Genomic DNA, 11,675 nt, shown 5'->3' on the forward strand with positions numbered 1-11,675 from the left:
TGGGGGTCGTAGCCCGACTATGGCAGACAGGTGAGCACGGCGCCAAAAGCCCGTGCTGGGGCAAAACCGCCCAAGGTTGGAAATTCGCGAGATGAATCGCAGGTGAGCTGAGCCACTTGCCTGGTAATGCTCGCATAAGTATGGGTGCAAGCGAGTGAATCCATACCAGCAGGAGGTGTGGGGCGGCTCGCGCGTGGCGACCCACTAGGCCCCGAATCGGCTCAATCATTAGCTTTTGCTCGCATTACCCCTTAAATGGGGCGCGTGACACTGACATGCCGCCGCAGTGTGCTGCGCGCGGGAGCGGGAGCGGCCGGGGCGGCCGTCACGGGAGCGCTCGCCACCGGCTGCGGCGCGGGCGCCGGGTCACCCGCCCCCGTACCGTCGCTCCCCGCACCGCCCGCGGCACCGCGCCCCGCCCCCGCCCCCCACCGCTTCCCCGGCCTGCCCGTCCAGATCACCCGCGGCCCGCGCGACCGCCCCCGGGTCGCCCTCACCTTCCACGGCCAGGGTGACCCGGCCATCGCGAAGGCCGTGCTCGCCGAGGCCGAGCGGGCCGGCGCCCGCCTCACCGTCCTCGCGGTCGGCAGCTGGCTCGACGCCCATCCGGCGCTCGCCCGCCGGATCCTCGACGGCGGCCACGACCTCGGCAACCACACCCAGCGCCACCTCACCATCTCGGCCATGGGGGAGCGGGAGGCGTACGCCGAGATCAGCGGCTGCGCGGACCGGCTGCGCCGGCTCACCGGCTCCATCGGCACCTGGTTCCGCCCCTCGCGCACCCAGTACGCCACTCCGCTCGTGCAGCGGCTGGCGCGCCGGGCGGGCTATCCGCACGTCCTCTCATACGACGTCGACTCGCTCGACTTCACCTCGCCCGGCGCCCCGGCCGTCACCCGGAAAATCGCCGGGGAAATCCGCAACGGATCCGTGGTGAGCCTGCACCTCGGCTACGCCGACACGGTCACCGCCCTGCCCGCCCTCCTCGACGAACTCGACCGCCGCGGCCTGCGCGCGGTGACGACCACGGAGCTGCTGACCCGATGACGACGATCATTCGACGTACGACCGCGCTGCTCGCCGGCGCCTTCCTGGCGGCCCTCGCGGGCTGCGCCGACCCCTCGGGCCCGGCCGAGGCCCGCGGCACCAAGGGCGTCGCCCCGCCCGCCAAGGTGAAGAAGACCGCGCCGCCCGGACTGCCGGGGATGCCGCCGGTGCTCGACACCAAGGACGTGTACGCCGCGGACCGGCCGAACCAGCTGTCACCGGTCGTCAAGAACTTCCCGTCGCGCGTCTACGTCCCCAACACCAACTCCAACACGGTGTCGGTGATCGACCCCAAGACGTACAAAGTCATCGAGACGATCCCGGTGGGCGTCCAGCCGCAGCACGTCGTCCCGTCCTGGGACATGAAGACCCTGTGGGTCAACAACAACCGCGGTCACACCCTCACCCCGATCAACCCCGCGACGGGCGCGGTGGGCAAGCCGGTGGAGGTGCACGACCCGTACAACCTCTACTTCACGCCCAACGGCAAGTACGCCGTCGTCATGGCGTCGATGGACCGCGAACTGGTCTTCCGCGATCCGCACACCATGGACCGCGTCAAGACCGTGCCGGTGAGCTGCGCCGGCGTGAACCACGCCGACTTCTCCGCCGACGGACGGTACTTCGTCGTCTCCTGCGAGTTCTCCGGCGAGCTGCTGAAGGTCGACACCGAGAAGATGAAGGTCGTCGGCCAGCAGAAGCTTCCGTTCGAGGGCGCGATGCCGCAGGACGTGAAGATCTCGCCCGACGGCAAGACGATCTACATCGCGGACATGATGGCGCACGGCATGTGGGTCCTGGACGGCGCGAAGTTCACCACCCCCAAGCTGCTGCCGACCGGCAAGGGCTGCCACGGTCTGTACGTCTCGCGTGACTCCAAGGAGATGTACGTCTCCAACCGGGGCGAGGGTTCCATCTCTGTCTTCGACTTCGGGAAGAACAAGCTGACGAAGAAGTGGCACCTGCCGGACGGCGGAAGCCCCGACATGGGCGGTGTCTCGGCGGACGGCAAGGTGCTGTGGCTGTCCGGGCGTTACGACTCGGAGGTGTACGCGATCGACACCACCACCGGCAAGCAGCTCGCCCGCATCCCGGTCGGCGGCGGCCCGCACGGCCTGGCGGTCTACCCCCAGCCGGGCCGCTACTCGCTGGGCCACACCGGCATCTTCCGCTGAACCGCCGGCCGCTGAGGCGTTCGAGGAGCGGGGTCCGGGGCGAACCCCCGGTTACCTGCTCCCGGCCGCCTACCAGAGCACCGGCAGCCGCTCCGGCAAGCGCTTGATGAAGCCCGTACGCCACACCAGTTGCTCCGCCGGGACCGCGAGACCCAGCCGCGGCATCCGGTCCACCAGCGCCGCCAGCGCCGTCTCCGCGTGCGCGCGCCCCAGCGCCGACGCCGGGCAGAAGTGCCGGCCGCCGCCGAAGGCCAGATGCGGGTTGTGCTCGCGGTTCAGGTTCAGCGTCTGGGGGTCCTCGAAGACCTCCGGGTCGAAGTTGGCGCCCTCGACGAGGACTAGGACCAGGTCTCCCTTGCGTACGAGCACGTCACCGAGCTGTACGTCGGCGAGCGCGAGCCGCGGCAGGCCGTCTCCTATCGACAGATTCCAGCGCAACAGTTCGTCGACGGCCCGGCCCATCCGGTCGGGATGGTTGCGCAGATACCCGATCAGCTCCGGCCGCTGGAGCAGCGCGAGCACCGCCAGCACCAGGAAGGCGGAGGTCGAGACCGCGCCCGCGCCGAACAGCGAGGCGGCGACGGTGGCGAGCATCTCGTCCGTCAGATGCGCCGACTCGGCGTCTTCGCGCAGCGCCGCCAACTCACCCAGCAGCCCCGAGCGTTCGGACGCGGGAGCGTTCAGCCGCTCCACCATGTAGCCGACGTCCTTGTACCAGTTGAGCTTCGAGCCCTCGAAGGGGTGCGCGCTGGTCATGAACGCGATGTCCAGGCTCGACATGAGCCGCGGCCAGTCCTCGAACGGCACCCCGAGAACCTTGCAGTGCAGCGCCGCCGAGAAGGGGTCGGCGAACCCCGCCCGGAGGTCCACCGGCGGCCCCCAGGCCATCAGGTCGTCGATGAGCCGGTCCGCCGTGATGCGCAGCCAGCCGTCAAGGCCTGCGCCCGCACGCGGGTTGAGCGCCTTCATCACCGCACCGCGCAGCCCGGCGCTGTTGATGTTCCCCATGTTGTTGACGACTTCGGGCGGGATGGTCAGCGCGTACTGCCGCGGCACGCCGGGGGTGGCCGTGTCCTTGAGGCTGAACCGCTCGTCCTCCAGCACCTGTTTGGCCAGCGCGTAGCTGCTCACCAGCCAGGCGCTGTCACCGGTGAGTGTGCGCACCCGGGCCACAGGCTGCTGCTCCCGAAGCCAGGAACACTCTTCGGGGAGTACGTCGCCCCGTCGGGAGAGGGGGAATTCAAGCAGCTTGTCGGTCATCGTCCGCAGTCCTTCCGTAGGCATCGAGTTTTACGACGGCACAGGCAGAGCGCTGATGATCCGTCACGGATTCGTCGTCCGTGGCCTATCGGGGCATGGACGCCCTCGGAGGAGATGGTGTGGCATTGGGGGGTGTAGGGCCGGATCGTCAATACGTCAGTCGTAATGGCCACTGATGGAAACGCCCTTGGCGCCGCTAGTCCCGGGGAGCCCTGTGCTCCTGGTGTGGCGGCGACGCCATGAAGTTATCGCCCGGCGGCGGAGAGTTACGAAGCGGCCCCTGCTATTGGCCGGAACTAAGCACTCCGGGGCGGAAAAGCCACTGTCCCGCGCGGAGAGTTTTACGGAGAAATACTTCAGCGCGCCACCATCAGTGCCTCCGAGCCCACCGGCCGACAGGGCCGGCGATCGGCCCGTTAATCTGTTCGGGTTCTGATCAGCACCAGAAGGGGTGGGTCCATCCATGGCGGACATCGAGTCGGCGCGCAAGGCTTTCGAGCGGTACGACGTCAACGGGGACGGGACGATCTCGGCGGTCGAGTACAAGAGCGTCATGGCGCAGCTCGGTGACCCCTACGTCACCGAGACGGTGGCCCAGGCCGTGATCAACTCCCACGACAGCAACGGCGACGGCAAGCTCACCTTCGACGAGTTCTGGGCGTCCCAGAACAAGGGCTGACCGTCGTACGGTACGGGCCCGGAACTCCCCCGCTCAGGGCGTGGATTCCGGGCCCGTACGCGCATCCGCGGCCGTGCCTTTGAGGTCCTCGAGCTCGGCCTGAGCAGCCTCGAGCCAGCCGACCCAGAAGTTCTCCAGGTCGATCCCGGCGCGCAGCACCAGATGCCGCAGCCGGTCGCTCTGACTGTCCTTGTCCTCGCCGAAGTCGCGTTCCTCGATCGCCCGGTACTCCGCCAACTGCGCGCGGTGGAGCACCAGATGGCGGCGTACCTCCGCCTCCAGGCCCTGCGTGCCCACCACTCCCGCCGCGCGCAGGCGCAGCAGGAGTGCGTCGCGGATCGGCTTGGGATCTTCTATCTTCCCCACCCACGCGGCCAGTTCGTCGCGCCCGGCCGGCAGGACCTCGTACTCCTTCTTCTGCCCGCGCGTCGGCTGCTCCGGCTGGGGCAGGGCCCGGATCGCACCGGACTGCTCCAGCTTGGCCAGCTCGCGGTATATCTGCTGATGCGTGGCGGACCAGAAGTAGCCGATGGACTTGTCGAACCTGCGGGTCAGCTCCAGCCCGGACGACGGCTTTTCGAGCAGGGCGGTGAGGATCGCGTACGGGAGGGACATGAGCGCATCCTAGGCAGGGCTCCGCGTCACAGGGTGGCCGCGAGCTCCGTCCCCTGCCGGATCGCGCGCTTGGCGTCCAGCTCGGCGGCCACGTCCGCGCCACCGATGAGGTGCACGGGCAGTCCGGCGGCGAGCAGCGTGTCGTACAGCTCGCGGCGCGGTTCCTGGCCGGTGCACAGGACGACCGTGTCGACGGGGATCAGCCGCTGCTCGCCGTCGACCGTGACGTGCAGTCCTTCGTCATCGATACGGTCGTACGCCGCGCCCGCGACCATCGTGACCCCGCGGTGCTTGAGCTCGGTGCGGTGGATCCAGCCGGTGGTCTTGCCGAGCCCGGCGCCGACCTTGGTGGCCTTGCGCTGGATCAGGGTGACGGTGCGGGTCTGCGGGGCGCGGACCGGGGCCTGGAGGCCGCCGCGCGAGCCGTACTCCATGTCGACGCCCCACTGGGCGAAGAAGACCTCGGGGCTGAGGCTCGCGGAGTCGGTGCCGGCCGGGTCCGACGACGTATCCGTCAGGAACTCGGCCACGTCGAAGCCGATGCCGCCCGCGCCGATGACCGCGACACGGTCGCCCGCCTTCGCGTCGTCGCGCAGGAGGTCGAGGTAGCTGACGACGCTGGGGTGGTCGATGCCCTCGATCCGCGGGATGCGCGGGGTGACGCCGGTGGCCAGGACGATCTCGTCGTAGCCGGCGGCGGTGAGGGATTCGGCGGTGGCGTGCGCCCCGAGACGTACCTCTACGCCGTGTTCGTCGAGCTGGTTGCGGAAGTAGCGCAGCGTCTCGTTGAACTCCTCCTTGCCGGGCACCTTGCGCGCGATGTTGAGCTGGCCGCCGATCACGTCGGAGGCGTCGTACAGCGTCACCGCGTGGCCGCGCTCGGCCGCCGTCACCGCGCAGGCGAGCCCGGCCGGACCGGCGCCGACGACGGCGACGCGCTTGGAGCGACGGGTGGGGGAGAGGACCAGCTCGGTCTCGTGGCAGGCGCGCGGGTTGACCAGGCAGGAGGTGATCAGGCCGCTGAAGGTGTGGTCGAGACAGGCCTGGTTGCAGCCGATGCAGGTGTTGATGGAGTCGGAGCGGCCGGCCTTGGCCTTGGCGACGAAGTCGGGGTCGGCGAGGAATGGGCGGGCGAGCGAGACCATGTCCGCGCAGCCGTCGGCGAGGAGTTCTTCGGCGAGCTCGGGGGTGTTGATGCGGTTGGTCGTGACGAGGGGGATGTTCACCGAGCCCATGACGCGCTTGGTCACCCAGGCGTACGCGCCGCGCGGCACGGAGGTCGCGATGGTGGGGATGCGGGCCTCGTGCCAGCCGATGCCGGTGTTGATGATGGTCGCGCCGGCCGCCTCGACCTCGCGGGCGAGCGTGATGACCTCGTCGAGGGACGAGCCGCCCGGGACCAGGTCGAGCATCGAGAGCCGGTAGATGAGGATGAAGTCGGGCCCCACGCGCTCACGCACGCGGCGGACGATCTCGACCGGGAAGCGCATGCGGTTCTCGTACGAGCCGCCCCACCGGTCGTCGCGGTGGTTGGTGTGGGCGGCGATGAACTCGTTGATCAGGTAGCCCTCGGACCCCATGATCTCCACGCCGTCGTAGCCCGCCGACTTGGCCAGGTGCGCCGCACGGACGAAGTCCTCGATGGTCTCCTCGACCTCGGCGTCGGTCAGCGCGTTCGGCGTGTACGGGCTGATGGGGGCCTGGATCGCGCTGGGGGCGACGAGGTCGGGGTGGTAGGCGTACCGCCCGAAGTGCAGGATCTGCATCGCGATCCTGCCGCCCTCGCGGTGCACGGCGTCGGTCACCTGCCGGTGCTGCGCGGCCTCCTCGGGCGTGGTCAGCTTCGCGCCGCCGGGGTAGGGGCGGCCGCGGTCGTTGGGGGCTATGCCACCGGTGACCATGAGGCCGACGCCGCCGCGGGCGCGGGTCGCGTAGAACTCGGCCATCCGCTCGAAGCCGCGCTCGGCCTCTTCGAGTCCGACGTGCATCGAACCCATCAGCACGCGGTTGGGGAGGGTCGTGAAGCCCAGGTCGAGGGGGCTCAGGAGATGCGGGTACTCAGTCGTCGGACTCATGCCGCAATGTGTAGTCCACGCGGGACGTGTTGTGCAACAAGTTGCATAAGGGCGGCCGTGTTACTTCGGCAACACCCGCGTGGTGCGCTCGTGCAGAGTGCGGGCGAATTCCTCGGCCCGTTCGAGCTGGGTCCGCAGATCGCTCACGCGCTCGGCGGCCGCCCGCTCGAAGCCCCGCACGCGCTCCAGCAGTGCCTCCCGCTCGTCCTCCGTCGGCGGCTCGGGCGCGTCGAGCCGGTCGGTGGCGTCCAGCAGGTCCCGCATCTGGTCCAGCGTGAATCCGAGCGGCTTCATGCGGCGTACGACCATCAGGCGCGCGACGTCGGCCTCGGTGTAGAGACGGAAGCCGCCCTGGGAGCGGGCGGACGGGGTGACCAGGCCGGTCTCCTCGTAGTGCCGGATGGTCCGCAGGGACAGCTCGGTCCTGGTCGCGACCTCGCCGATCTGCATGTGCTTGCTGTCCACGCCCGGTGGCCTCTCGTCCGTCGTCGTACGCCCGTCGCGATCTCTACCCTAACGTCAGGGTAGAGTTGCCCCGCGCCGGTGAATGCCGGTCCCGGTCCCCCCTGCGCACGACAGGCTCTATTCTCTTGCCCTCCTTCGCCCTGCCCCGCCCGGCCCGCCCCGTCTGGCTCTCCCCCAAGGTCTTCCGTACCGAGTTCCTGGCCGGCCTGGTGGTCGCGCTCGCGCTGATCCCCGAGGCGATCTCGTTCTCGATCATCGCCGGTGTCGACCCGAGCATCGGTCTCTTCGCGTCGTTCACGATGGCCGTCACCATCGCGTTCGTCGGCGGCCGGCCGGCGATGATCTCGGCGGCGACGGGAGCGGTGGCCCTGGTCATCGCCCCGCTCAACCGTGAATACGGCCTCGGGTACCTGATCGCCTGCGTCATTCTTGCGGGCGTCTTCCAGATCGTTCTCGGAGCGCTCGGGGTCGCGAAACTGATGCGGTTCGTGCCGCGTTCGGTGATGGTCGGTTTCGTCAACTCGCTCGCGATCCTGATCTTCATGGCCCAGGTGCCGGAGCTCACCGACGTTCCGTGGATGGTGTATCCGCTGGTCGCGGCGGGGCTGGCGCTCATGGTGCTCTTCCCCCGGATCACCAGGGCGGTTCCGGCGCCGCTCGTCTCCATCGTCATCCTCACGACGGTCACGCTGGCCGCCGGGATCGCCGTACCGAACGTCGGCGACAAGGGTGATCTGCCGTCGTCCCTGCCGGTACCGGGGCTGCCGGACGTGCCGTTCACGCTGGACACGCTGAAGATCATCGCGCCGTACGCGCTGGCGATGGCGCTGGTGGGCCTGATGGAGTCGCTGATGACGGCCAAACTGGTCGACGACATCACCGACACGCACTCCAGCAAGACCCGCGAGTCCATCGGCCAGGGCATCGCCAACATCGTCACCGGCTTCTTCGGCGGCATGGGCGGCTGCGCGATGATCGGCCAGACCATGATCAACGTCAAGGCATCGGGTGCGCGTACCCGCCTGTCGACGTTCCTCGCGGGCGTCTTCCTGATGGTGCTGTGCATCGTCTTCGGGCCCGTCGTCTCGGACATCCCGATGGCGGCACTGGTCGCGGTGATGATCCTGGTGTCGGTGGCCACGTTCGACTGGCACTCCATCGCGCCGAAGACGCTCAAGCGGATGCCGGTGGGCGAGACCACCGTCATGGCCGTCACCGTGCTGTGCGTGGTGGCGACGCACAACCTGGCCATCGGTGTGGTCGTCGGCTCCATCACGGCCATGGTCATCTTCGCCAAGCGCGTCGCGCACCTGGTCGATGTCACCGCGGTCACCGACGAGGACGGCGGACGGATCGTCTACACGGTCACCGGCGAACTGTTCTTCGCGTCGTCCAACGAGCTGGTCGAGCAGTTCGACTACACGAAGGGCGGACCGGAGCGGGTCGTCATCGATCTGACGGCGGCGCACATCTGGGACGCGTCGTCGGTCGCCGCGCTGGACGCGATCACGACGAAGTACGAACACCGGGGCAAGACGGTCGAGATCGTCGGCCTGAACCTCTACAGCGCGAAGATGCACGGCACGCTGAGCGGCGAACTCGGCGGCGGCCACTGAGGGACGCCCCCACCAGGGGGCGTCCACCTGGACTGGGGCTCCGCCCCAGACCCCGCTCCTCAAACGCCGGAGGGGCTGGAGGGTGCCGCTGAGCGGCATTTTCCAGAGCGCCGGTCACCGCGCGCTGTAAACGGCCTCCACCAGCGCCATCTTGCGGGGGTCGTCGGCGATGTTCGGGCCCATGCGGTTCATGACGTACCCCATGCTGATGCCCGCCTCGGGGTCCGCGAGGCCGCAGGAGCCGCCGAAGCCGTCGTGGCCGAAGGCCCGTGGGTTGGGGCCGTACGAGCCGCGCGGGCCACTCAGCCACAGGCCGAGCCCGATCTCCGTGTCGTGGCCGAAGCCCGCGCCGAGCACCAGGTCCCGGCAGCTGCCCTGCCCCTCGCGGGCCCGCTCGGCGGCCTCGGGGGAGAGGACGCGGTGCTCGCCGGAGCGGCCGCGCCGGGCGAAGATCTCGTACAGGGCGGCCACCGCGCGGGCCGTGCCGTGGCCGTTGGCCGCGGGGATCTCGGCGGCCCGCCATTCCGGGGTGTTGGCCTGGGCCGCTCCGGGACCAGGATTGAGCAGGGCTGCGAGGGCGACGGGCTCCAGCGCCGCGAACAGTGCCGCCTGTTCGCTGGTGGGCTCCGCCCGGGGGTGCACGAGCTCGGCGGCCCGTCCGGCTTCCTTCTCCGGCAGTCCTATCGTGAAGTCGATGCCGAGCGGCCCGGTGACCTCCCGGTGCAGGAACTCGCCCGGCAGCAGGCCCGTAACGCGCCGGACGACCTCACCGACCAGGAAGCCGTACGTGATCGCGTGATAGCCGGACCGCGTGCCCGGCTCCCACCAGGGCTCGGTCGCCGCCAGCCGCGCGCAGGTCAGCTCCCAGTCGTACAGCTCGGCGAAGGTGTGCGGCTCGCGCAGCCCGGCCAGCCCCGCGCGGTGCGACAGGAGATGGCGTACGGGAATGGCTTCCTTGCCGGCGGCTGCGAACTCAGGCCAGTACGAGGCGACCGGGGCGTCGAGGTCGAGCAGCCCGCGGTCGGCCAGCAGATGGGCGCACAGCGCCGTCGGCCCCTTGGTCGTCGACCACACGTTGACCAGCGTGTCCCGCTCCCACGGCCGACTGCGCGCGGCGTCGGCCCAGCCGCCCCACAGGTCGACCACGGTCTCCCCGTCGACCCGCACGGTCACGGCCGCGCCCAGTTCCCCGCGCTCCCGGAAGTTCTCCTCGAACGTGGTGCGCACGGCGGCGAACCGGTCGGCGCAGTGGCCGTGGATCTCCGGCACGGGCGGGGGCACGGGCTGGGGCGTGGGCTGGCTCATCGGGCCCTCCAGGCGGCAGTCGGGTAACCAGGAACGTACCGACTGGTCGGACTGGTGGGAAGGTGCCGCGCATGGCCAACCGGGCTGTCCGTACCGGTCTCCCGGCACGGACAGCCCCGCAGCGGCGTATCAGATGTTGACGCCGAAGTCCGTCGCGATGCCGCGCAGACCCGAGGCGTACCCCTGGCCGACGGCACGGAACTTCCACTCCGCGCCGCTGCGGTAGAGCTCGCCGAAGACCATGGCGGTCTCGGTCGAGGCGTCCTCGGAGAGGTCGTAACGCGCGAGCTCGTTGTTGTCCGCCTGGTTGATGACCCGGATGAAGGCGTTGCGCACCTGGCCGAAGCTCTGGCCGCGGCTCTCGCCCTCGTGGATCGAAACCGGGAAGACGACCTTGTCGACCTCGGGCGGAACCGTCGAGAGGCCCACCTTGATCTGCTCGTCGTCGCCCTCGCCCGCACCGGTGAGGTTGTCACCGGTGTGCTCCACCGAGCCGTCGGGGCTCTTGAGGTTGTTGAAGAAGACGAAGTGCTGGTCCGACACGACCTTGTTGTTGGCATCGACCAGCAGGGCGCTGGCATCGAGGTCGAAGTCGGTACCGGTCGTGCTGCGTACGTCCCAGCCCAGGCCCACCGTGACGGCGGTCAGGCCGGGGGCCTCCTTGGAGAGCGAGACGTTGCCGCCCTTGGAGAGACTGACACCCATGAAGATCCCTGCTCAATCCGGCGCGGGCCGCGCCCTTTGACGATCTCTTTGCCCAACCCGCCAACGCTTGCGCGGGCCGCTCAGTTCCCGTCCGTTCCCCTCAGTCCTCCGAATGGCCGCGCAATGGCCGCGCAACTGGGGTCAGCCGACCGGAATGACCAGTTCGGGGCGGTCCCACATCACCGCGGGCGGACTGGCGGGTTCGGTTCCGGTCCGCTCGCCGCCCACGCTCAGATAGAAGCCCTCGGAGGGCGGGTGCGACACGACGCGCACGCCGGCGATCCCCGCCTCCCGCGCCTCGCCGACCATGTGCGCGACGAGCAGGCGGCCGATGCCGAGGCCCTGGGCGGAGTCGGCGACGAACATCAGGTCCAGCTCGGGCGGGTCGAGGACGAGGGAGTAGAACCCGAGCACCCGGTCGTCTTCGGAGTCGACGGCCACGAAGACCCGGTGCGTCTCGATGTAGTCGGGCCCGACCCGGTAGCCCGCGACCATCGGGGCGTACGGCCCCTCGTACGCGCGCGAACTCCGCACGAGCCGCGTGAGCCGCTTCGCGTCCCGTGCGGTCGCCCGCCGGACGCCCGTAACGCTTGAAGCCATACGGAGAGTATTACTCACCCCTCGCCGCGAAGGCGACAGCCGCCCGGCCCCCGAACCCCGCTGTTCATTCCACGGATCCGGCGGCCGGCCCTCCCTGTCACCGGCCCGACCGCCGCCGCCGCCATGCTCCTTG

At 69.7% G+C, this 11,675-nt stretch carries 11 protein-coding genes; 4 read left to right on the forward strand and 7 right to left on the reverse strand.

From position 1 onward, the window contains the following. Positions 1–255 precede the first annotated feature (255 nt). Positions 256–1,047, forward strand: a complete 792-nt coding sequence (locus ABZX79_RS34205) for a polysaccharide deacetylase family protein (RefSeq protein ID WP_355266715.1) — start codon at positions 256–258, stop codon at positions 1,045–1,047. Continuing rightward, positions 1,044–2,222, forward strand: a complete 1,179-nt coding sequence (locus ABZX79_RS34210; RefSeq protein ID WP_355266718.1) for a YncE family protein — start codon at positions 1,044–1,046, stop codon at positions 2,220–2,222. The genes ABZX79_RS34205 and ABZX79_RS34210 overlap by 4 nt, the downstream gene beginning before the upstream one ends. A 69-nt stretch (positions 2,223–2,291) precedes the next feature. Here the strand turns inward: ABZX79_RS34210 and ABZX79_RS34215 are convergent, their stop codons facing one another. Then, complete coding sequence (locus ABZX79_RS34215) at positions 2,292–3,482, reverse strand: cytochrome P450 (protein WP_355266721.1); 1,191 nt, start codon at positions 3,480–3,482, stop codon at positions 2,292–2,294. A gap of 463 nt (positions 3,483–3,945) precedes the next feature. Between ABZX79_RS34215 and ABZX79_RS34220 the strand changes: the two genes are divergently transcribed. Next, positions 3,946–4,161, forward strand: coding sequence for an EF-hand domain-containing protein (locus tag ABZX79_RS34220; RefSeq protein ID WP_214974808.1), 216 nt, complete (start codon positions 3,946–3,948; stop codon positions 4,159–4,161). 33 nt (positions 4,162–4,194) lie between these two features. Here ABZX79_RS34220 and ABZX79_RS34225 read toward each other — a convergent pair whose 3' ends face one another. The 3 genes from ABZX79_RS34225 to ABZX79_RS34235 are packed head-to-tail and all read right to left on the reverse strand — an operon-like array spanning position 4,195 to position 7,316. After that, on the reverse strand, positions 4,195–4,776 hold the full coding sequence (locus tag ABZX79_RS34225) for a PadR family transcriptional regulator (RefSeq protein WP_355266724.1): 582 nt from the start codon (positions 4,774–4,776) through the stop codon (positions 4,195–4,197). A 26-nt stretch (positions 4,777–4,802) separates the two neighbouring features. After that, positions 4,803–6,851: an NADPH-dependent 2,4-dienoyl-CoA reductase gene (locus ABZX79_RS34230; RefSeq protein ID WP_355266727.1), complete on the reverse strand. Its 2,049-nt coding sequence runs from the start codon at positions 6,849–6,851 to the stop codon at positions 4,803–4,805. Positions 6,852–6,911: 60 nt separating this feature from the next. Beyond that, positions 6,912–7,316 carry a MerR family transcriptional regulator gene (locus ABZX79_RS34235; protein ID WP_355266730.1) on the reverse strand — a complete coding sequence of 135 codons (405 nt, stop codon included), beginning with the start codon at positions 7,314–7,316 and terminating at the stop codon, positions 6,912–6,914. 125 nt (positions 7,317–7,441) lie between these two features. Here ABZX79_RS34235 and ABZX79_RS34240 point away from each other — a divergent pair, with 125 nt between their 5' ends. Continuing rightward, positions 7,442–8,932: a SulP family inorganic anion transporter gene (locus tag ABZX79_RS34240; protein WP_355266733.1), complete on the forward strand. Its 1,491-nt coding sequence runs from the start codon at positions 7,442–7,444 to the stop codon at positions 8,930–8,932. Between the two features lie 114 nt (positions 8,933–9,046). On the opposite strand, the gene ABZX79_RS34245 is transcribed toward ABZX79_RS34240, so the two are convergent. The 3 genes from ABZX79_RS34245 to ABZX79_RS34255 form a co-directional block, all read right to left on the reverse strand. Then, on the reverse strand, positions 9,047–10,237 hold the full coding sequence (locus tag ABZX79_RS34245; protein ID WP_355266736.1) for a serine hydrolase domain-containing protein: 1,191 nt from the start codon (positions 10,235–10,237) through the stop codon (positions 9,047–9,049). 129 nt (positions 10,238–10,366) lie between these two features. Beyond that, positions 10,367–10,942, reverse strand: a complete 576-nt coding sequence (locus ABZX79_RS34250) for a TerD family protein (RefSeq protein ID WP_355266739.1) — start codon at positions 10,940–10,942, stop codon at positions 10,367–10,369. Between the two features lie 141 nt (positions 10,943–11,083). Then, entirely contained in the window at positions 11,084–11,542 is a 459-nt protein-coding gene (locus ABZX79_RS34255; protein WP_355266742.1) for a GNAT family N-acetyltransferase, read from the reverse strand. Between the last annotated feature and the right edge of the window lie 133 nt (positions 11,543–11,675).

It is taken from the genome of Streptomyces sp. NPDC002994, assembly GCF_040611155.1.
GTDB lineage: Bacteria > Actinomycetota > Actinomycetes > Streptomycetales > Streptomycetaceae > Streptomyces.